Raw genomic sequence first — 20543 nt, forward strand, 5'->3', positions numbered from 1 at the left:
GCGGCCGATCCAGCCCAATTCTGAGGAGACAGCCGTGGCACCAAAATACGGAGTGCTGGCACTGGTCGAGGCCAAGCCCGGGAAGGAACAGGAGGTCTGGGACTTCCTCGACGGGGGCCGTGAGATCGTGGCCAACGAGCCCGGCACCCGGACCTGGTACGCCTTCCGGGTCAACGAGAACACCTTCGGCATCTTCGACACCTTCGACACCGAGGAGGACAGGCAGGCCCACCTGAACGGCGCCATCCCGGCAGCCCTCGGTGAGCACGGTCCGGCCATGCTCGCCAGGGACCCGGACATCAAGCTGATTGAACTCATTGCCGTGAAATAGGTGCCGCAGCCCTGCCGTCCGGGGGCACTTTGACGCGGACACGCCGGAAAATAGGTCCGGACGGCCGGTTCCGGGGATCAAAGTGCCCCCGGACGGCGCCATGACGCGCGGGCCGGACGCGCGGGCCGGCCCCCCGGACCGCCGTCGAGGGCCACCAGGGGAGGCCAGCTATGTGACGCGGCGTTACCTTGGATGAACTGGTGTTTCCGCACCGTTGTTCCGCCCTGCGACGCGGCCCTATCGTCGATGCATGGCAATTCAGGACATTTACCCCACGGCGCTGCGCCTCCTCGGCCGCCCTGTGCTGGTGGTCGGCGGCGGCCCGGTCGCCGCGCGCCGCGCCAAGGGACTGCTCGACGCCGGCGCCCGCGTCACCGTCGTGGCGCCCCAGGCCTCGCCGGCGCTGGCGGACCTGGCCGGCGCCGGACTGCTCAGCTGGGAGCCGCGCGATTACCGCAGCTCCGACGTCGACGGCGTCTGGTTCGTCCAGACCGCCACCGGCGATCCCACCGTGGACGCCCGGGTCTCGGCCGACGCCGAGGCGCAGCGGATCTGGTGCGTCAACGCCTCCGACCACGAAGCCTCCGCCGCCTGGACCCCCGCCGTCGCCGTGGTGGACGACGTCAAGATCGCCGTGAACGCCGGGGGAGACCCGCGCCGCGCGATGGCCCTGCGTGACGCCGTCGCCACCGCCCTGGAAACCGGAGACCTGCCGCTGCGCCGCCACCGGCCCGCGACGGGTGCGGATTTCGACAAGCTCAATCACCAGGGAAGTGTTGCCCTCGTCGGCGGCGGACCAGGCGACACCGGGCTCATCACCGTCCGCGGCCGGCGGCTCCTGGGCCAGGCCGACGTCGTGGTGGCCGACCGCCTCGGCCCGCGCGGACTGCTCAACGAACTCGCCCCCGACGTCCGCGTGATCGAGGTCGGCAAGACCCCCGGCCACCACCCCGTGCCGCAGTCCGAGATCAACGCCATCCTCGTCGCGGAAGCCCGGCTGGGCCACCGCGTGGTCCGGCTCAAGGGCGGCGACCCGTACGTCCTGGGCCGCGGCGGCGAGGAAGCCGAGTTCTGCCGCCGGCACGGCGTCGAGGTTGAAGTGGTCCCCGGCGTCACGTCGGCGATCTCGGTCCCCGCAGCCGCCGGTATCCCGGTCACGCACCGCGGGCTGGCCAAGGGGTTCAGCGTGGTCACCGGCCACGAGGAACTGTCCGAGGTTCCGGCCCGGGCGGACCATACCGTGATCCTGCTCATGGGCGTGGGCCAGTTGCGCGATTCCGCCGCCGCCCTGGGCCGTGCCGGTTTGCCACAGGACACTCCGGTTGGCATCGTAGAGAACGGGTATTTGCCGAACCAGCGGGTGACCATCGGAACGCTCGGGACCATTGCGGACCAGGCCGAGGCCGCCGGCGTCGCGAATCCCGCCGTGATCGTGATCGGTGACGTGGTGCGCGTCAGCCCGTTCGCGCCGCCGCACTTCAAGACCGCCGACTACAGCACCACCTCGCCGAACACGCCCCGCACGTCCCGAGTCCTGACCAAGTAGCCCCCGCCCCGCAGCCCCACCCAACTAGCTCGCATTAGATGTCGTTATGAGCCCTCAAAACGACAACTGCTGCGAGTCAGTTGGGCCGGAACGAACAAAAGGAACACAGCCGTGTCAACAAACACCCCCGTAGGAACCGCTGCCCGCCCGCTGCGTGTCGCCGTCGTCGGCTCCGGCCCGGCCGGCGTCTACGCCGCGGACATCCTCACCAAGAGCGAGGCCGTCAAGAGCGGCGAGCTCACCGTGAGCATCGACCTCTTCGACCGCTACCCGGCCCCCTACGGCCTGATCCGCTACGGCGTCGCCCCCGACCACCCGCGCATCAAGGGCATCGTCAACGCCCTGCACAAGGTCCTGGACCGCGGCGACATCCGCTTCTTCGGCAACGTCGACTACGGCACGGACCTCTCCATTGAGGACCTGCGCACCCACTACGACGCGGTCATCTTCGCCACCGGCGCCATCAAGGACGCGGACCTGAACATCCCGGGCATCGAACTCGAGGGCTCCTACGGCGGGGCCGACTTCGTCTCCTGGTACGACGGCCACCCCGACGTGTCCCGCGAATGGCCGCTGGACGCCAGGGAAATCGCCGTGATCGGCAACGGCAACGTGGCCCTGGACGTGGCCCGGATGCTCTCCAAGCACGCCGACGACCTCCTCGTCTCCGAAATCCCGGACAACGTCTACGCCGGCCTCAAGGATTCCCCGGTCACCGACGTGCACGTGTTCGGCCGCCGCGGCCCGGCCCAGGTGAAATTCACCCCGCTGGAGCTGCGCGAACTCTCCCACTCCAAGGACGTGGACATCATCCTCTACGCCGAGGACTTCGAGTTCGACGCCGAATCCGACCGCCAGATCCAGGGCAACAACCAGACCAAGACCATGGTCGGCACCCTCACCAACTGGATCGCCGAGCAGCCCGAGGACCTCACCGAGCTCACGGCCTCCCGCCGCCTGCACCTGCACTTCCTGCACAGCCCGGTCGAGGTGTACGACGACGCCGAGACGGCCGGCCGCGTCGCCGGCATCCGGTTCGAGCGCACCGAGCTGGACGGCACGGGCAACGCCCGCGGCACCGGCGAGCTGGTCGACTACCCCGTCCAGGCCGTGTACCGCGCGATCGGGTACTTCGGTTCCTCGCTGCCCGAGGTCGAGTTCGACCACAGCAAGGGTGTCGTCCCGAACGACGGCGGCCGCGTCCTGGACGCCTCCGGCGCCCACGTGCCGGGCATCTACGCCACCGGCTGGATCAAGCGCGGACCCGTCGGCCTGATCGGCCACACCAAGGGCGACGCCCTCGAAACCGTGACGTACCTGCTCGAGGACCGCGCGAACCTGCCGCTGGCCGCGGCACCCGAGGCCAGCGCCGTCGTCGAACTCCTGGAGTCCCGCGGCGTGCGGTACACGAGCTGGGAGGGCTGGCTGGCGCTGGACGCGCACGAGCGGGCCCTGGGCGGGAAGGCGACGGCCGACGGCGGCTCGCACGGCGTCGAGGTCGCCCGCGAGCGCATCAAGGTGGTCCCGCGCGAGGACATGGTGGCCATCTCCCGCGACGGCGTGGCCGCGCAGCTCTGACCGGGGACCCGCCAGCCCTCACCGCAGCTCCGCCGCAGCTCCGCCGCAGCTCCGCCGCAACGCGGGGTCACTCCGCGCCCATCCCACAGGGATTTATGGGCACCAAGTGACCCCGCGTTGTTCGGATGCCGGGGCAATCCGGAGCTGTAGTCAGTAGGCTTACCGTCATGGAAGTACGACACCCGCGCGCGGCCCGCTGCTGGGCCCCGGATTCGCCGAAATCGTGCCAGATCGCCGAAAGGCTACGGCGATCCCGCAGCCTTCCGGCGACCCCGCGATTTCCATCCCGGCGCTCCCGGCGGCAAGCATGAGGCTCCGCCGCAGCAACGCGTCCGGCCGCGGCTACCGCCGGGTTCCCTCCGGGACGGGCTTCAGCTACAAGGACCTGGACGGCTCCACGCTGCCGCCGGGGCCCGTGCGGGACCGGCTGGAAAGCATCGGCATCCCGCCGGCCTGGACGGACGTCTGGATCGCCCCTTACGACAACGGGCACATCCAGGCCACCGGGCTCGACGCCGTCGGCCGGCGCCAGTACATCTACCACCCGAGCTGGCGGGAGCGGAAGGACCGGCTGAAGTTCGGCCGTGCCCTCCAGCTCGCGGAAACCCTGCCTTCCGCGCGCCGGCTCGTGACGATGGACCTGCGCTCGGAGGGGCTGACCCGGGAGCGGGTGCTGGCGGCCGCGTTCAGGATGCTGGACAGCGGCTCCCTGCGCGTCGGCTCCGAGCGGTATACCAACGAGAACGGCAGCCACGGCCTGGCCACCCTGCTCTGCGCCCACGTGGCGGTGCGCAAGGATGAACTCCGGCTCAGCTTCCCGGCCAAGAGCGGCAAGACCTGGGAGTCGCGGATCAACGACGCCGACCTGGCCGCCGTCGTGCGGCTGCTCAAGCGCCGCGGCGGCAACGCCCGGCTGCTGGCGTACCGGAACGGCCGGACCTGGCATCCCGTCTCGAGCGCGGACATCAACGCCTACGTCAAGGAGCGGACCGGGGAGGACTTCACCGCCAAGGACTTCCGCACCCTGCGCGGCACCGTGTCGGCGGCCGTCAGCCTCGCCCGGAGCGGGCCGCAGCCCAGGGTCTCGGCCCGCAAGCGCGCCATCAGCCGGGCGATGCAGGACGCGGCCGCCGTGCTGGGCAACACGCCGTCGATCGCCCGGAAAAGCTATGTGGATGCCCGCCTGCTGGACCACTTCGCGGCGGGCGAGACCATCGATCCGAAGCGGCTGGACTCGGCCGAATCCGAGGTCCGGGCCCTGCTGTACAGCGAAGGCGACGTCGTCTCGCTGGGGTGAGCCTGGCAGGAAGCCTAGGCCAAGGCCTTCCAATCCACGCTCGAGTCGGCCAAATTTATGCTGCACAGCTTCCGGCCGGTTCGGGAATCGTCGTCTCCCAGTTTGGAGACGAATTCGATGCCGAGTTCGTAGCCGGTCATGCCTCCCGGGAGCACGACCTCTTTGACGTCTCCGAGGAATGCGACTCTTACGAGGGTGACTTTTCGTGCGTGCAGTTCACCGGGTGCTGGAGTTGCACCCGAGGCCTGCGCCTGGAGCTGGTTCAAACACCCGTTTTTTACGCGCTGCTGCACGCCCGCATCGACAGGTGCCGCCGACGGCGCAGGAGTTTCCGCGGAAGATGGTCCCGGCGGCGGTTGGGCGCAGGAGGCCAAGGCACTGCACATCAGCAGCATCGCACAGATTGCGGCCGTACCGGTTCGATTCATAGCGCCCCCCGCTGACTGTGATCCGATTCCTGGGATCGTCCTCGGCCAAGGTTATGCGCGGGCGGGCGAATTGGCTAGGGCGCGCGTTGACTCATAGAAAACCTCCGCGTAGCGTCGTTTTTCCGTCGCCGGCAGCGGATGCAGGGTATGCCCGTATTCATGGAGCTAACGATGGCCCAGCGCCAGGCTGTGACGAAGAAAAAAGCCCTCGCCTATAGAAGCGCCGATCGTGCAGGGAAATCCCGGATGCTGGACGAGCTGGTCGAACTGACCGGTTGGCACCGCGACTACGCGTCGAGCGCCGTGCTGTTCGACGCCGCCTCAGCGGCGTCCGCGGCCCCGCCGATAGCCGTACCGTTCTCTGGCATGTCGTCCGCCGCCATCAGCCGTTCCTGCCGTGTCAGCCGTTCATCGGGCCTTCGGGGTGGACGCCCGCCGCGGCGGCCCCCAGGATGGTCACGGTGCAGCGGACGACAAGCCCGCCCGGGGTGTTGCCGACGTCGACCAGGGTTTCGCCCTGCTCGATGACCGCAAAGTGTTCCGTCCCGGCCTCGACCTCGAAGCCGCGGGAGGCCGCGTCCTGCCTGGCGTTGTCCAGCGCCGCGTCCTGCAGGGTTTCGAGGTATCCTGCGACGTCGGCCTTGGACATGTCGCCGAAGGCCCAGCCGAAGAGGTGTCCAGTTTCGTTCATGGCGACGATCTTACGCGCACCCGGCACGCTTATTCGGGGCGCCAGACGCGGCGGGATGCAGCAGGCTGCTGCGGCTACTCCTGCAGCCATTCGGCGCAGGAGTTCAGGTTCCGGTTGACGCTGTCGACGGCGGCATGTTCGTCGTGTGCCTCGATGGCATCCGCCAGCCCGCCGTGGCCTTCATGCGGGAGGCCATTGTAGCCGCCGCGGCGCTGCTGGCGGAGCAGGTCATCGTGGAAGACGACGCCGAAGCTGGCGTACAGCTCGTGCAGCAAGGGGTTTCCCGACGCCCGTGCCACCAGCACATGGAAGTCCCAGTCGGCCCGGGCCCAGGCGGTGAAATCCGCGGCCAGCCAGGCGGCGCGGCGTGCGGCGAGCAGCTCCCGCATGGCGGCGACGTCCCCGGCCGTGGCATGCCGGGCGGCGAGCCGGGCGGCCTGGGTGTCCAGCCCCACCCGGACTTCGAGAATGTGTTCCTGGGTGTGGTCCAGGTACATGCGCTGGGCCGCGCCGGCGATCTCGCTCGTGTTCCGGACATAGGTCCCGTCCCCGCGGCGGACCTCGAGCATCCCGCTGTGCGCCAGCGCCTTGATGGCCTCGCGCAGGGTTCCCCGCGAGACGCCGAGGGCTGCCATCAGTTCCGGTTCGGCCGGGATGCGCTGCTGCAGCGGCCACTCCCCGGAGTGGATCAGTTCCCGGAGCTTGCCGGTGATTTCCTCGACCAGGGGCGGCCGGTGTGAAGTGCTGAGCGTCATCGCTGTGCCCGGACCGTGAGCAGGTGGGCCACGACGACCTGGCCGACGGCCACAGCCAGCAGCAGGGCCAGGGGCACGGTCCAGCTGCCGGTGGCGCTGTGCAGCAGGCCCATGCCGAAGGGACCCAGGGTCGCGAGCAGGTAACCCACCGACTGCGCGAGGGTGGACAGCGCGGTGGTCTCGGTGGTGTTCCGGCCGCTGCGGCTGATCATCACCATGATGAGCGGGAAGATGCCGAGCCCGAGGCCCAGGAGAACCGCGGTCAGGGGTGCCATGGCGGCCGGCAGCAGGAGCATGCCGGCGACGCCCAGCACGGTGGCCACGCTGGCAAAGTAGAACGCGGGGCGCAACATCCGGGGGCGTGCACCGATCGCGATCAGCACCATTCCGGCCGGGACGGAGACGAGCTGCATGAGGCCGAACATGAGGCCGCTCTCGGAGGCGCTGACGCCCTCCGTGGCCAGCATGTACGGAAACCAGCTCAGCACGGAGTAGGCCAGGAGGGCCTGGACGGTGAAGCCTGCGGTGATCAGGAGCCCGGTGCGGGTCCGCAGCAACGGCCACGGTGATACCTGCGTGGCCTTGACCGCCGGCGCATTGCGGTGCGCATGCAGCGCAATCGGCAGGAAGCCCAGGCAGGCGGCGAGGGCGAGGATGCCGATCGACCCCAGCCCGGCGGAGGGCGATCCGAGCTGCAGGGCCATCGGCACGATCAGGACGGAGGTGACGGTGGCCCCGGTGGTCATGGTCATCGTATAGAGGCCGGTCATCAGGGAGGTCCGGTCCGCGAAGTACTCGCGGATGAAGGAGGGCATGGCGACATTGCACACGGCCAGCCCGGACATGCCGACCACGGTCCCCGCCACCAGCATGCCGGTCGAGGGCACGCCGCGGAGCAGGAGGCCAGCGGCGAGCATGACGAGCGAGAGCAGGATCGCCTTTTCGACGCCGAGCAGCCGGGTGAGCCAGGATGTGGCCGCCCCGGCAACCGCGAAACAAAGCGTGGGAACCGAGGGGACGATGGCGGCGACAAACGCCCCGTACCCCAGGACCGCCTGGAGATCGTGGAAGAGCGCGGCGGCCCCGCTGATGCCGGCACGCAGGTTGAGGCCGATCAGCACGATGGCAATCGTCCCGAACACGGCGACGGTGCGCGTCCGCAGCGGGGCGGAGTCGGCAGTGGGATCGGGACCGGCGGAGGCCGCCGTCGTACTTGTCATGTCTAAAGGTTAGACGTTTGATGTTTGACGCGCACGGTTTGGTGACAGATGTCTCCCAGTCAGGCCGCCCCTGAATGGCAACGCGGGGTCACATCGCGCCCATAAAGGGCGGCGGGATGGGCCGGAAGTGACCCCGCGTTGCTTCGGTCCGGGCGGACTCAGCCGGGGTGGCGGGTCCCGAGCCGCTGCACGGCCAGCGCCAGCCAGAGCTGCACCCGGTCCGGGGTCTGGGCGGGGTCGTAGCCGGTGAGCTCGGTGATCTGCGCGAGCCGGTAGCGGACCGTGTTGCGGTGCAGCGTGAGGTCCCCGGCGACGGCGGCCACCGAACCGTTGTTGTTGAGGTAGCTCTCCAGCGTGGCCATGAGCTCGGCCCCGTGCGTGGCGTCGAACCTGCGCAGCGGGCTGAGCGACTCGTTGGCCATGTCCGCCAGCGGAACATCCTCGCTGGCCAGCAGCAGCGAGGTCAGGCTGAGCCGTTCGGGTTCATTGACGGGCAGCCCGTGGCGCGCCGCGTCGCGGGCCTCGAAGTAGCTCCAGCGCAGCCCGTTGGGCTTCGTGTAGGCCCCGCCGATGCCGATGGTGGCGTGGATTCCGGCCTCGGCCAGATGGTCGCTGAGGCTCCTGGCGTGGGTGCCCGCGGCGCTGCCGTCGTCGTGGACCACCAGGATCAGGTCGTTGCCGACGACGGCGCTCACCGCCTTCGCCAGCGGCTGCGGCACCGAGGAGGTTTCCAGCTGCTTGTGGTGGGCCGCGGACTCGGCCAGCAGCACGACGTTCTTGCGGGTGCTGTTGATCCCGATCCCCGCCAGCCGCCGGGTGGCCTCGCTGGGCTCGAGCGTCCCGTGGATCACGTCCTCGAGGACCTGCCCGGCGAGGGCCCGCCGGGCCTGGCGCTGCTTGACCATGTTGTTCAGCTCGACGCTGATCAGGTTCTGCGCGTATCCCACGATCCCGGAGTCCTCGAACGGCTGCTTCACCCACAGTGTGCACGCGTCCCGGCGTCCGGTGGGGATGGGGTAGGAGGCCCAGGTGTCGGCGGTGGGCGCCGGGTGGCCGGCCACGCTGTTGTAGAGCTGGGCGCTGAACTGGGTCAGCACGATCTCGGTGCGGAGCATGGAGCCCAGGTGCTTCAGGAGCTCGGTGAGGCCGCCGCCGGTCAGCAGGGCGCGGGCCAGGAGCTGGTGCCCGGCGATGAGGCGTTCGAGCTTGCCGACGTGGTCCGCGGCCTGGGCGTCCGCCACGAGCTTGCTGATGGCGATGAAGGGGGTCTCGTAGGGCACCTCCACGACCGGCAGGCCCCAGCGGTTGGCCTCGGCTACCAGGGCCGGCGGCACGGCGTCGTGCGTCAGGCCGGTTCCGAAGCCGATCCCCACCGCGCCGGCCCGCTGGACCTGGCGGACAAAGCGGCGCTGTTCCGGGGCGCTCCTGAGCCGCATGCCCGTGGTGAGGATGAGTTCACCGCCGTTGAGGAAGCGCTGCGGGTCCTCCTGCTCGGCGACGGCGACCCAGAGGATGTCCTGGTGCCAGGTGGTCTCGGCGAGGCCGGCCTTGGCGAGCTTGAGCGAGGGGACCCCGAGCAGGGCGGCTAATGAAATGGCCATGGATTCAGGATAGCCGGGCGCTGGTCAAGCGCACTAAAGTATCCCGGCGGTGGTGTGCAGGTGCCTATTCCCTGCCGCGGGTGCCTGGCATAGGCTCGAAGCAGTCCAATCGGGCCCTTCAGCGCGAAAGAGGTTGTACACCGTGGTTCAAACCTTGCAGAACTTCATCAACGGCGAGTTCGTCACTCCCGCCGGGACGGGGATGCTGGACATCGTCAATCCCGCGACCGGCGACGTCGTGGCGAAGTCGCCGATCTCGGTGCAGGCCGACGTCGACGCCGCCATGGACGCGGCCAGGGACGCCTTCAAAAGCTGGAAGAAGGCCACCCCGGGACAGCGCCAGCTCATGCTGCTCAAACTCGCCGACGCCGTCGAGGCGAACAGCGACGAACTCGTCGAGGCCCAGCACCGCAACACCGGCCAGGTCCGGTCCCTGATCGCCTCCGAGGAAGTCGCCGCGGGCGCGGACCAGCTGCGCTTCTTCGCCGGCGCCGCCCGGATCCTGGAAGGCAAGTCCGCCGGAGAGTACTTCGAGGGCCACACCTCCTACGTCCGGCGCGAGCCGATCGGCGTCGTCGCGCAGGTGGCGCCGTGGAACTACCCCTTCCTGATGGCCATCTGGAAGATCGGCCCCGCGCTCGCCGCCGGCAACACCGTGGTACTCAAGCCCTCGGACACCACCCCGGAATCCACCCTGGTCCTGGCCCGTCTCGCGGCGGAGATCCTGCCGCCCGGCGTGCTGAACGTCGTCCTGGGCACCGGCGAGACCGGCGCGCTCATGGTCGAGCACAAGGTCCCCGGGCTCGTCTCCATCACCGGCTCCGTCCGGGCCGGCATCGCCGTGGCCTCGGGAGCGGCGAAGGGCCTCAAGCGCGCCCACCTCGAGCTCGGCGGCAAGGCCCCGGCGATCGTGTTCGCCGACGCCGACCTCAAGAAGAGCGCCGCGGCCATCGCCGAGTTCGCCTTCTTCAACGCCGGCCAGGACTGCACCGCCATCACCCGGGTGCTGGTCCAGGATTCGGTGCACGACGACGTCGTGGCGGCCATGGTGGAACACACCAAAACGCTGCACACCGGCTCACAGAACGACGCCGAGAACTACTACGGCCCGCTGAACAACGTCAACCACTTCAACGCCGTCACCTCGGTGGTGGAGCACCTGCCGGCGAACTGCAGGATCGAGACCGGCGGCCACCGCGCGGGAGACAAGGGCTTCTTCTTCGAGCCCACAATCGTCACCGGCGCGAAGCAGACCGACGACATCGTCCAGAAGGAAACGTTCGGCCCGGTCATCACGGTGCAGAAGTTCAGCACCGAGGACGAGGCGGTGGAGCTGGCCAACGACGTCGACTACGCCCTCGCCTCGAGCGTCTGGACCACCGACCACGGCACGGCCATGCGCGTGAGCCGCGACCTGGACTTCGGCGCCGTCTGGATCAACACCCACATCCTTCTCACCGCCGAAATGCCGCACGGAGGCTTCAAGCAGTCCGGCTACGGCAAGGACCTGTCCATGTACGGCGTCGAGGACTACACCCGCATCAAGCACGTCATGAGCGCGCTCGACTCCTAACAATTCGGTGGTTGAGCTTGTCGAAACCAGGATCTCGACAGGCTCGATCACCAGGCACCGAAAGGCCACTTCCATGACCACCACCGCACACGAGATCACCTACCGCCTCGAGCAGCAACGCCGCGTCCAGGCCGACTTCCCGGGCCCCAAGTCGATTGCGCTGACCGAACGCCGCCAGGCCGTCGTCGCCGCCGGCGTCGCCTCCAGCGTCCCTGTCTTCGTGGCCGACGCCGACGGCGGCATCGTCCAGGACGTCGACGGCAACTCCTTCATCGACCTCGGCTCGGGCATCGCCGTGACGAGCGTCGGCGCCTCGGACCCGGCCGTGGTCGGCGCCGTGAAGGAAGCAGTGGAGCACTTCACGCACACCTGCTTCATGGTCACCCCCTACGAAGGCTATGTCGCCGTCGCCGAGCAGCTGAACCGCCTCACCCCGGGCGACCACGAGAAGCGCACTGTGCTCTTCAACTCCGGCGCGGAGGCCGTGGAGAACGCGGTCAAGGTGGCCCGCCTGGCCACCGGCCGCGACGCCGTCGTCGCCTTTGACCACGCGTACCACGGCCGTACCAACCTGACCATGGCGCTGACCGCCAAGGCCATGCCATATAAGACAAATTTTGGGCCGTTCGCGCCCGAAGTCTACCGCATGCCGATGAGCTACCCCTACCGCGAGGAAAACCCGCAGATCACCGGTGCCGAGGCCGCCAAGCGCGCCATCACCATGATCGAAAAGCAGATCGGCGGCGACCAGGTGGCCGCGATCATCATCGAACCCATCCAGGGCGAGGGCGGCTTCATCGTCCCCGCCGAGGGCTTCCTTCCCGCCCTCGCGGCCTGGGCCAGGGACAAGGGCATCGTTTTCATCGCCGACGAGGTCCAGTCCGGCTTCTGCCGCACCGGTGAATGGTTCGCCGTGAACCACGAAGGCGTCATCCCGGACATCATCACCATGGCCAAGGGGATCGCCGGCGGCATGCCGCTGTCCGCCATCACCGGCCGCGCGGACCTGCTCGACGCCGTCCACCCGGGCGGACTCGGCGGCACCTACGGCGGCAACCCGGTGGCGTGCGCCGCGGCGCTGGCCTCCATCGGCTCGATGGAACAGTACGATCTCAACGCCCGTGCCAGGCACATCGAGGAGATCGCCCTCGGGAAGCTGCGCGAGCTCGCAACTGAGCTTGGTGAGGGTTCCGCGGTCGGTGACGTCCGCGGCCGCGGCGCCATGCTCGCGATCGAACTGGTCCAGGCCGGCTCCAAGGAACCCAACCCGGAGCTGACCAAGGCTGTCGCCGCCGCCTGCCTCAAGGAGGGTGTCATCATCCTGACCTGCGGCACCTACGGCAACGTCATCCGGCTGCTGCCGCCGCTGGTCATCAGCGACGAGCTCCTGCTGGACGGCCTGGCGGTCCTCGCATCGGCCATCAAGGCCAACGCCTGACCAAAAACCGGACCCCACCCGGGACCCATTGGCTGGGACTCCACCCGGATACCCCACCATGGAATCCGGGAACCAACCGAAGAGCCGCGGACCAACCGTCCGCGGCTCTTTCGTCTGTCCTTGTAGCCCCGTGGTTTACTTCCAGGCCGCTACTTCCACGCCGTGCTGTCGAGCTGGATTGCGACGACGTACAGGTGCTGGCCCTGCTCGATCTTCTCGACCTCATACACGCGCACCTTCGTCTGTGGAACCGCGGCCATGGGCCGTCCGACGCCGATCCCGTAACTGACATGGCCTTCGAAGTCGCCGGCCTGGGCGTAGCTGGTGATGGCCTTGTAGCCGACCGATTCCGGGGGAGCCGAGACGATGGTGCTGGACGTGCCGTCCGCTGAGTGGGCCTGGGCACTGTGGAAAACCACCCGGAGGATGCTGGCCGTGCCTGGCATGGGGATGGTCTTTCCGCTGCCGTCCTGGATCAGTTCGGGAACATATTCAATTTCGTAGCTGGGGAACGCGCCTTTGAACCGGAAGCTCATCTGGTCATACGGCGGGTTGTCGGAGGGATGTTGGCCTGCCCCGATCGCGTATAGGTACGGCAGGGGCGGTTCCGGCGGCGGCGCGATGGGCGGCGTGACCTGATGCGCGATCTTGTAGGGCGAACCCGGCCCGGGCCAGGACCAGCCGTGGGTGATCGTGGAGGAAATCACCGTGTCGCCCGACTGCGGGGGCGCCGTCTCGTCCGAATCCGCGGGCACCGTGGCAGACGCCGAAGGCGCCGGCGCAGCCGTTGACGTGGCCGAAGCGGAGGCTGGAGCCGTGGTCTGGCTGCTCGAACCAGGCTGCGGCGTGGACGGGGTACAGCCGGTGAGGAGCAGTGCCGTGAGCAACCCCAGTCCGGTAGTCCTTGGCCCGATTGTCCGGCTGGCGTTCCGGCTGGTTTTTTGGCTGGTGATCGCACTCATGATGAGCTCCCTCGACGGTCCCAGCCTAGCCCGGGAAGAGTGCCCGGCCCAGGGCCGGAAGTCACGAACTATTCAAGGCCGCGCTCGGCTAGAGTCTGTGCTACCACTGCAGGAACGCAGACCGGCCGACGTCGCCCGGCGCCCCCGGAGCATCGCCGGCATCTGCCCCACACCGATAAGGGGTTTTTACATGCGATACGTGGTTGGCTACACCCCCGATGACCGCGGCGCCGACGCCGTCGCACTGGCCTCGGCCCTGGGCCGTGCCCAGCACACCCACCTTGACCTGGTCCACGTGGTGGGCCGGCACATTCCGCACGTTCCTTTGGACCGGGAGGGAGAGCCGCTCAGCGCCGTGGAACAGGAACTGCTTGCCGCCGAACGGCAGGGCCTTGCCCTCGTGCCCGAGGGACTGGAGGCAAGGTTCCACGTCCGCCGCGCGGAATCGCACGCGGCGGGGCTGATCGACGCGGCGGTGGAATACCGGGCCGGGCTGATCGTGGTCGGAGCCGCCAGCAGCGGCCTGTTCAAGCGCTACACGGTGGGCAGCGCGGCCAACGCCCTGCTGCACGCTGCTCCCGTTCCGGTGGCGCTCGCCCCGCGCGGCTACCGCCGCACGGATCCCATCACCCGGCTGACCCTCGCCGTGGGCGAACGCACCGGCGCGGAGGCGGCCATCGACGTCGCGCTCCAAGCAGCCGAACGCCAGGGCGCGCCGCTGCGGCTCGTCTCCCTCGTCGAACTGGACGCCGCGGGGGACAGCGGCGAAGCGGTCAACGCCGCGCACATCCACGCCCACACCGTGCTCACCGCCGCCGGCCGCCGGCTCCCTGCAGGGCACAAGGTCAGCGCTGAAGTCGCACACGGCCGGACCATCGAGGAAGCGATCGACGACCTGGAATGGGACGATGGGGAGGTCATGATCGTGGGATCCTCCCGCCTGGCGGAGAAGAACAAGCTGTTCATCGGCACCACCGCCCACAAGGTGCTCCGGGCCCTGCCCGTTCCCATGGTGGTGGTTCCGCGTGACTACGAGCAGGTGGACACCGTCCCGGAGGACTGACGCCCCAGGAGCGCCGTCATGTCCTGCACCGGCAGGGGCCGGCTGTAGAAGTAGCCCTGGCCGAATTCACAGCCCATTCGCCGGAGCTTCTCCGCCTGCTCAGGGTGCTCGATTCCCTCCGCCACCGCGGCAAGCCCGGCCGAATGGATCAGCTGCAGGATGGCTCCGACAAACTGCTCCTGCCGGCTGTCCGTCGCGAGGTCGTCAATGAGTGACATGTCGATTTTCGCCTGGCTGGCGGGCAGGTCGCGCAGGTAGCGGATCGAGGAGTAGCCGGTGCCGAAGTCGTCGATTTCGATCGGGACTCCGAGCTCGTGGAGCGAGGCCATGGTGGCGGCGACTTCCGGTCCGCCCCGCATGATCGCCGTTTCGGTCATTTCGATGGCGATCTGGCCCGGTGCCAGCTGATGCTCCACCAGGAGCCCCGCTATGTACGGGGCCAGATCGACGTGGTGCAGATCGGCCGGGGCGAGATTGACGTGGGTGCTGAAGCCCGGCGGGAGCCCCGGCGCGTTCTTCCAGCGGCCGGTCTGGGCGATGGCGTTCCGGAGAACCCAGTGCCCGATTTCCACGGTGAGGCCGCCCTCGTCGGCGGCACCCAGGAACGCCTCCGGGGCCAGCAGCCCCAGCACCGGATGGCGCCAGCGGATCAGGGCCTCGGCGCCCGCAATCCCGCCGGTGCGCAGGTCCACGATCGGCTGGTACTGAAGTTCGAGCTGGTCGGAGGCCAGCGCCGTCCGGAGTTCCGCCGCCAGGTGGACCCGCTGCTTGGCAGCCTCATGCATGGCGTGGGAAAACACCAGGAGGGTGTCCCTGCCGTGTTTCTTCGCCTCGTGCATGGCAATCGTGGCGTCCCGGAAGAGCTCGTCGCCCCGGAGTCCGGGTTCCCCGAACCGCACACCGCCGGCCGCCGTCACCGAAAGGACAATGCCGCCGGCGACGATCCTGTCCTTCAGCGCCGCGCTGAGCCGGGCCGCGAGCTGAAGGACGGCGTCCGGCTCAGTGTCCACAACGAGGACGGCGAACTCGTCGCCACTGAGCCGGGCGATGACATGCTCCCCTCCTGCTCCCGCTCCTGCTGCCGCGCCCGCTGCCGTCTGCAGACGCCGGGCCGCCTCCCGCAGGACGGCGTCGCCGGCCGCAGGGCCCAGGCTGTCGTTGATCAGCCGGAACGAATCCAGGTCGAGGAGGATGATGGCAGGTTGTGCGCCTCCGTCCGCCGCCGCCGCCACGGCGTCAAACACTTTTTCCCGCAGCAACGAACGGCTGGCCAGGCCGGTCAGCTCGTCGGTGTCGATGACCCGCCGGAGTTCGGCCCTGGCCGCTTCCAGCAGTGCGGTGCGTTCGGCCACCCGCACTTCCAGGCTTTCATACATGCTGTGGAGCTCTTCGGCGAGCAGGTTGATTCCGGTGGTGACGGCGTCGATGCCGTCCCTGGCCGGAGAAACCGGCAGACGGTGGGAGAGATCGCCGGAGGAGAGGATGACAATGCCGTCCACGAGTTCCTCAAGGCGGCGGTCATCGTCAGCCCCCGGCATGGCCGAAGTCCAGGGAGGCGATATCCGGCCCGCCCCCGGGCCTAACGTCCGTAGCCTGCACCAGCGTTCCTCAGTTCCGGCTCAATGTTGAACCAACCACGCCATTATCCCACCCGGCTCCCAACCCGGTCAGGCGCCCGGCCGGTCAGGCGCCGGCGCGCGGCGGATCAGGCACCGGCGGCGGCGCGCGCCCGCTTCCGGGTCACCGAATTCTTCCGGGCAGCGGCGAGCATGTCCACTGTCAGCACCAGGAGCGCCAGCCACACGACGCCGAAGCCGATCCAGCGGTCAGCCGTCATGGCTTCCCGGAACACGGCCAGCGCCACGATGAACTGCAGCACCGGGGCGACGTACTGCAGCAGCCCGATCGTAGTCATCGGAAGCCGGCGCGCGGAAGCGCCGAAGAACAGCAGCGGCACGGCGGTGATGATGCCCGACGCCGCGAGCAGCCAGAAGTGCCCGGGGCCGTTGCTGCCCAGCGTGGCCAGGCCGCTGGCGCCGAGGAAGATCATGGTGGCCGCGGCCAGCGGCGCGAGCACAATCGTCTCGACGGTCAGGCTCGTGACCGCATCCACCCGCGGGCCCACGCGCTTCTTGACGAAGCCGTACAGGCCGAAGCTCAGCGCGAGGGTCAGGGCGATCCAGGGGAGTTTTCCGTAGGAGACCGTCAGCACGCCCACGGCGATGAAACCGATGCCGACGGCGGCCCACTGCAGCGGCCTCAGCTTCTCCTTGAGGACAAAGACGCCCAGCAGCACGGAGACCAGCGGGTTGATGAAGTAGCCCAGCGAGGCTTCCACGGCCTGGCCGGTGGTCACCCCATACGTGTACGTAAGCCAGTTCACGGCGATCAGGCCGGCGGCGAGGGCGAGCGGGCCGATCACGGTACGGTTCCGGAACGCGGCCCCGAGCACCCGCCAGGACCGGGTGATGGTGATCAGCAGGGCGCAAAACAGCAGCGACCAGACCACCCGGTTGGCCACAATCTCGACGGCGCCCGCCGGCGCGAGCACGAAGAAGTACAGGGGCAGCAGCCCCCACAGGCCGTACGCGCCGATGCCGAACAGGACCCCCGCCGTCGTCTCTTTGTCCACGGCCTTAAGGGCAACCGGCCCGGCGGGGCGGCTTCCCGCGGCTGCTGCGGCTCCCGTGGTCAGAGGGGCGGGGGAGAGGGGTCCGTCGGGTTTAGGCACAAGATCAATAACACCATCCCTGATGCCGCTATTCCTGCCCTTTCATTCATCCGGACATTTAGAATAGGAGACTGTGCGCTGCATCAACGGGCGCAGCCGCCAACACTCAGAAGGGCTCCCGTGTCCAACCCGGCCGAATCCACGTCCAAACGTCCGCTCCGTGTTGCGATCATCGGCGCCGGACCGGCAGGTGTTTACGCCGCGGACATCCTGACAAAGTCAAACGGCGTCAAGGACGGCGACTTCGAGGTCAGCATCGACCTCTTCGAGGCCTACCCGGCCCCCTATGGGCTGATCCGCTACGGCGTCGCACCTGACCACCCGCGCATCAAGGGGATCGTGAACGCGCTGCACAAGGTCCTGGACCGGGGCGACATCCGCTTCCTGGGCAACGTCACCTACGGCCGGGACCTGACCCTCCACGACTTCCGCGCGTTCTATGACGCCGTGATCTTCTCCACCGGCGCCATAAAGGACGCGGACCTGGACATTCCGGGGATCGGCCTCGAAGGCTCCCTCGGCGGGGCTGACTTCGTCTCCTGGTACGACGGCCACCCCGACGTCCCGCGCGAGTGGCCGCTGGATGCCAGGGAGATCGCCGTGATCGGCAACGGCAACGTGGCCCTGGACGTGGCCCGCATGCTGGTCAAGCACGCCGACGAACTCCTTACCACCGAAATCCCGGACAACGTCTACGCCGGCCTGAAGGATTCCCCGGTCACGGACGTGCACGTCTTCGGCCGCCGCGGCCCCGCCCAGGTGAAGTTCACGCCGCTGGAACTGCGTGAACTCAGCCATGCCAGGGACGTGGACATCGTGCTGTATCCGGAGGACTTCGAGTTCGACGAGGCCTCCGACGAGGCGATCCGCAGCAACAACCAGATCAAGACCATGGTGAACACGCTGACCAACTGGCTGGTGGAGGAGCACGCCGAAGCCGAGCAGCCCTCCTCCCGCCGCCTGCACCTGCACTTCCTGCACAGCCCGGTCGAGATATACGACGACGGCGGGTCCGGCCAGGTGGCCGGCATCAAGTTTGAGCGCATGGAGCTCGACGGGACAGGCAACGTCAAGGGCACCGGCGAGTTTGTGGACTACCCCGTGCAGGCCGTCTACCGCGCCATCGGCTACCACGGCTCACCGCTGGATGAGCTGGAATACGATGCCAAGCGCGGAGTGGTCCCGAACGAGGGCGGCCGCGTGCTGGACGCCGAAGGCAATCCTGTCCCCGGGATCTACGCCACCGGCTGGATCAAGCGCGGCCCGGTGGGGCTGATCGGCCACACCAAGGGCGATGCCCTGGAAACGATCGGCTTCCTGCTCGAGGACCGGCTGGGCCTGCCGCCGGCAGCGAACCCGGATCCGCAGGCGATCATCAGGCTGCTGGAGGAACGCGGGATCGCGTACACCACCTGGGAAGGCTGGATCAAGCTCGATGCGCACGAGTTGGCGCTCGGCGAGGAATGGTCGGCGCAGGAGGACGCCAGCGGCGTGGTGCGGGAACGCATCAAGGTGGTCCCGCGCGAGGACATGGTCGAGATCTCCCGCGGCTCGTCCGAGGGCTAGCTTTGGATACGGGCAGCCGTGGTGGCGGGCGGCGCGGCCGACGGGCCGTAGACGACCAGCAGCGAGGCAAGTCCGACAGCCGTCCGCTACTTCCCCGCCGGCCGGAGCGACGTGATCATCTGCCGGATGTCATCGTACTCGGCCGTTGCTGTGTAGGCCGCCGGAGTGTCCACCTCCGGCGTGTTACCTGGTGTCGTGTCGAAAGGGTTGTATACGCCGCCGAACATCGCCCCGCTTGGCGGCCAGATGAAGAAATGGAAAATGGGGCAGGCTGCGGGCCCGGAGGGCTGAGGCGCGGAAGTGATCCCGTAGGCCACCGGGTTCGACTTGGTCGGGTCCGCTTCGGACCGGGCCCGGCCTTCGAAAACAAAGCGCGGCGTCACGCCTCCCTGCGCCAGCGCCGGAAGTTCCTCGGAATCCATCAGGGAATATGGATACTTCTCGGTGCAATCTGCTCCAATGACGATATTGGTCCGCAAGGCAGCCATTGACTTCCCTGCTCCGCTTAGGACCTCCACAAAGACACCCCCCGGGGCCGCCTCAACTGCCCGGTCCTTGATGGTCCATTCCGGCGGGTAGTCGAACATCAACTGGTCGTCCGCCGTCGTGAAGTTCTTCCACTCGGCCGAGGCAGTCTCAGAGGGCGACGCCGGCGCCGGGGTCCCGGACGGACTCGGCGAGGCTGTCCCGGAGCTCGCTGGCGCGGACGTCGCAGCCGGCGGCTTGGGACGCGGTGCAACGGCCGGAGGAACGCAGGCGGCGAGCGAAAGGGCGGCACACAATGCTGCAGAAACAACTCTGCCGGATGATCCAACTCGGGGCATCTCGCCCTCTCCCTAGGATGCAAGTAGTCCGGAGAATCTCACTTTTCCGGCCGGGAAAGACAGGGCCATTGGACTCTTCCCGGGGGCCTCCCGGCACGCGCTACAGGTTCATCCGGTCCTCCGCGGTGTCCACAAGGGTGGCTCGCGACCAGAACCAGCCCGCAGTTCGCCGGCGATGGCGACGTTCGCGATGCGGGCCGTTCTCACACCGCCACCACTGGGCAGTGGGCTATTTGGTGACCGGGTCGTTGCCGTAGCCTGTGTCACACTCGCCGTCGTGCATCACGCCGCCTCCTGAGGCCACCACGTAGTTGTCAGCAGGATCGAACACTGCGGTGCGCACGCCTGTTACTTGCTGCGTGCAGCGCCGTGCGAACGACGCACTTTCCCCCTCGCCGCCAATCCACATGTCAATCCAGATGGACGCACCGCCGTTTTCGTCCGCCCCGGAGTGGCACGGGCCTTCCTCCGGAGTGGGGCCGTCCCCGCAGGTGTCTTCCACCATGAAGTACCGCCGCACATCGGGCAGGTAAATCCGGGTGCCGGCCGGGAAATCAAGAACGTCATGCCCCGTCTCCAAGGAATGCCCGACGGCGATGGTCACCGGATCCTCATAAGTCCCGGTCCCGCCGGCCTTCTTATGCAGCACGGGGTGGCTGATGTCGGGAGAGCCATGGGGTGTGTTGTCGAACCAGGTGTAGGCCGTGACGTAGGTGTCCGGAACAACCTTCTCAGCCGATGCCCGGGGAGGCGTGCCTTTGCACGCGGCGGCCGCCAGGACCACAAAGAGCAAGCCTGCCGCCGATAAGACTTTTCTGCGCATTCGGCATCTGCCTCTTCCACCGGTTCCGGCCACGTACATTGAACGCTACCGGGGCAGCCGACAACCTGGGTACCCTCGAGTACGGATTCACAGGCATTTCTTTCCGATACCTCAAA

Annotated in this window: 18 protein-coding genes; 8 read left to right on the forward strand and 10 right to left on the reverse strand. The window is 68.3% G+C overall.

All coding sequences use genetic code 11. From position 1 onward, the window contains the following. Window positions 1-34: 34 nt before the first annotated feature. The 4 genes from J9611_RS09525 to J9611_RS09540 all read left to right on the forward strand — a co-directional run bounded on the left by J9611_RS09525 (window position 35) and on the right by J9611_RS09540 (window position 4752). Window positions 35-331, forward strand: a complete 297-nt coding sequence (locus tag J9611_RS09525; protein ID WP_211879627.1) for a putative quinol monooxygenase — start codon at window positions 35-37, stop codon at window positions 329-331. A 250-nt stretch (window positions 332-581) separates the two neighbouring features. Beyond that, window positions 582-1877: a uroporphyrinogen-III C-methyltransferase gene (cobA, locus tag J9611_RS09530; RefSeq protein WP_211879628.1), complete on the forward strand. Its 1296-nt coding sequence runs from the start codon at window positions 582-584 to the stop codon at window positions 1875-1877. A gap of 111 nt (window positions 1878-1988) precedes the next feature. Continuing rightward, window positions 1989-3455: an FAD-dependent oxidoreductase gene (locus J9611_RS09535; protein ID WP_211879629.1), complete on the forward strand. Its 1467-nt coding sequence runs from the start codon at window positions 1989-1991 to the stop codon at window positions 3453-3455. 307 nt (window positions 3456-3762) lie between these two features. Then, window positions 3763-4752, forward strand: a complete 990-nt coding sequence (locus tag J9611_RS09540) for a DNA topoisomerase IB (protein ID WP_211879653.1) — start codon at window positions 3763-3765, stop codon at window positions 4750-4752. A 14-nt stretch (window positions 4753-4766) separates the two neighbouring features. On the opposite strand, the gene J9611_RS09545 is transcribed toward J9611_RS09540, so the two are convergent. The 5 genes from J9611_RS09545 to J9611_RS09565 form a co-directional block, all read right to left on the reverse strand. Further along, window positions 4767-5018, reverse strand: coding sequence for a hypothetical protein (locus J9611_RS09545; protein ID WP_211879630.1), 252 nt, complete (start codon window positions 5016-5018; stop codon window positions 4767-4769). 562 nt (window positions 5019-5580) lie between these two features. Further along, a complete protein-coding gene (locus tag J9611_RS09550; RefSeq protein WP_246527607.1) occupies window positions 5581-5871 on the reverse strand; it encodes a hypothetical protein in 291 nt (96 codons plus the stop codon). A 74-nt stretch (window positions 5872-5945) separates the two neighbouring features. After that, window positions 5946-6626 carry a FadR/GntR family transcriptional regulator gene (locus tag J9611_RS09555; protein WP_211879631.1) on the reverse strand — a complete coding sequence of 227 codons (681 nt, stop codon included), beginning with the start codon at window positions 6624-6626 and terminating at the stop codon, window positions 5946-5948. Continuing rightward, complete coding sequence (locus tag J9611_RS09560; RefSeq protein WP_211879632.1) at window positions 6623-7846, reverse strand: MFS transporter; 1224 nt, start codon at window positions 7844-7846, stop codon at window positions 6623-6625. Before J9611_RS09560 ends, J9611_RS09555 begins: the two co-directional genes overlap by 4 nt. A gap of 158 nt (window positions 7847-8004) precedes the next feature. Then, the gene (locus J9611_RS09565; RefSeq protein WP_211879633.1) at window positions 8005-9447 is read right to left on the reverse strand and encodes a PucR family transcriptional regulator; all 1443 of its coding nucleotides are present in this window, start codon (window positions 9445-9447) and stop codon (window positions 8005-8007) included. Between the two features lie 142 nt (window positions 9448-9589). Here J9611_RS09565 and J9611_RS09570 point away from each other — a divergent pair, with 142 nt between their 5' ends. Together J9611_RS09570 and gabT are read left to right on the forward strand one after the other, a co-directional pair. Beyond that, the gene (locus tag J9611_RS09570) at window positions 9590-11020 is read left to right on the forward strand and encodes a gamma-aminobutyraldehyde dehydrogenase (protein ID WP_211879634.1); all 1431 of its coding nucleotides are present in this window, start codon (window positions 9590-9592) and stop codon (window positions 11018-11020) included. Window positions 11021-11093: 73 nt separating this feature from the next. Further along, window positions 11094-12458: a 4-aminobutyrate--2-oxoglutarate transaminase gene (gabT, locus tag J9611_RS09575; RefSeq protein WP_211879635.1), complete on the forward strand. Its 1365-nt coding sequence runs from the start codon at window positions 11094-11096 to the stop codon at window positions 12456-12458. A 149-nt stretch (window positions 12459-12607) separates the two neighbouring features. Here the strand turns inward: gabT and J9611_RS09580 are convergent, their stop codons facing one another. Beyond that, entirely contained in the window at window positions 12608-13420 is an 813-nt protein-coding gene (locus tag J9611_RS09580) for an AMIN-like domain-containing (lipo)protein (RefSeq protein ID WP_211879636.1), read from the reverse strand. Between the two features lie 190 nt (window positions 13421-13610). On the opposite strand from J9611_RS09580, the gene J9611_RS09585 reads away from it, so the two are divergent. Next, window positions 13611-14483 (forward strand): universal stress protein, encoded by an 873-nt coding sequence (locus J9611_RS09585; RefSeq protein ID WP_211879637.1) that lies wholly within the window; start codon window positions 13611-13613, stop codon window positions 14481-14483. Here the strand turns inward: J9611_RS09585 and J9611_RS09590 are convergent. Next, window positions 14450-16021 (reverse strand): putative bifunctional diguanylate cyclase/phosphodiesterase, encoded by a 1572-nt coding sequence (locus J9611_RS09590; RefSeq protein ID WP_211879638.1) that lies wholly within the window; start codon window positions 16019-16021, stop codon window positions 14450-14452. The genes J9611_RS09585 and J9611_RS09590 overlap by 34 nt on opposite strands. A 167-nt stretch (window positions 16022-16188) precedes the next feature. After that, window positions 16189-17214, reverse strand: coding sequence for an EamA family transporter RarD (gene rarD, locus J9611_RS09595; RefSeq protein WP_211879639.1), 1026 nt, complete (start codon window positions 17212-17214; stop codon window positions 16189-16191). Between the two features lie 120 nt (window positions 17215-17334). On the opposite strand from rarD, the gene J9611_RS09600 reads away from it, so the two are divergent. Then, window positions 17335-18780, forward strand: a complete 1446-nt coding sequence (locus J9611_RS09600; RefSeq protein ID WP_211879640.1) for an FAD-dependent oxidoreductase — start codon at window positions 17335-17337, stop codon at window positions 18778-18780. Window positions 18781-18866: 86 nt separating this feature from the next. On the opposite strand, the gene J9611_RS21820 is transcribed toward J9611_RS09600, so the two are convergent. Next, window positions 18867-19202: a hypothetical protein gene (locus J9611_RS21820; RefSeq protein WP_246527609.1), complete on the reverse strand. Its 336-nt coding sequence runs from the start codon at window positions 19200-19202 to the stop codon at window positions 18867-18869. Between the two features lie 631 nt (window positions 19203-19833). Beyond that, window positions 19834-20427, reverse strand: a complete 594-nt coding sequence (locus J9611_RS09610) for a hypothetical protein (RefSeq protein ID WP_211879642.1) — start codon at window positions 20425-20427, stop codon at window positions 19834-19836. Window positions 20428-20543: the final 116 nt, after the last annotated feature.

Origin of the sequence: Pseudarthrobacter albicanus, from assembly GCF_018224015.1 — a bacterium.
In the GTDB taxonomy this organism is placed as follows: domain Bacteria; phylum Actinomycetota; class Actinomycetes; order Actinomycetales; family Micrococcaceae; genus Arthrobacter; species Arthrobacter albicanus.

Bases quoted from the DNA above. Each gene is read 5' to 3' on its own strand.
- cobA (WP_211879628.1), top strand. From the start codon at position 582: ATGGCAATTCAGGACATTTACCCCACGGCGCTGCGCCTCCTCGGCCGC.
- J9611_RS09540 (WP_211879653.1), top strand. From the start codon at position 3,763: ATGAGGCTCCGCCGCAGCAACGCGTCCGGCCGCGGCTACCGCCGGGTT.
- J9611_RS09550 (WP_246527607.1), bottom strand. From the start codon at position 5,871: ATGAACGAAACTGGACACCTCTTCGGCTGGGCCTTCGGCGACATGTCC.
- J9611_RS09555 (WP_211879631.1), bottom strand. From the start codon at position 6,626: ATGACGCTCAGCACTTCACACCGGCCGCCCCTGGTCGAGGAAATCACC.
- J9611_RS09560 (WP_211879632.1), bottom strand. From the start codon at position 7,846: ATGACAAGTACGACGGCGGCCTCCGCCGGTCCCGATCCCACTGCCGAC.
- J9611_RS09565 (WP_211879633.1), bottom strand. From the start codon at position 9,447: ATGGCCATTTCATTAGCCGCCCTGCTCGGGGTCCCCTCGCTCAAGCTC.
- gabT (WP_211879635.1), top strand. From the start codon at position 11,094: ATGACCACCACCGCACACGAGATCACCTACCGCCTCGAGCAGCAACGC.
- J9611_RS09580 (WP_211879636.1), bottom strand. From the start codon at position 13,420: ATGAGTGCGATCACCAGCCAAAAAACCAGCCGGAACGCCAGCCGGACA.
- J9611_RS09585 (WP_211879637.1), top strand. From the start codon at position 13,611: ATGCGATACGTGGTTGGCTACACCCCCGATGACCGCGGCGCCGACGCC.
- J9611_RS09590 (WP_211879638.1), bottom strand. From the start codon at position 16,021: ATGCCGGGGGCTGACGATGACCGCCGCCTTGAGGAACTCGTGGACGGC.
- J9611_RS21820 (WP_246527609.1), bottom strand. From the start codon at position 19,202: ATGGATTCCGAGGAACTTCCGGCGCTGGCGCAGGGAGGCGTGACGCCG.
- J9611_RS09610 (WP_211879642.1), bottom strand. From the start codon at position 20,427: ATGCGCAGAAAAGTCTTATCGGCGGCAGGCTTGCTCTTTGTGGTCCTG.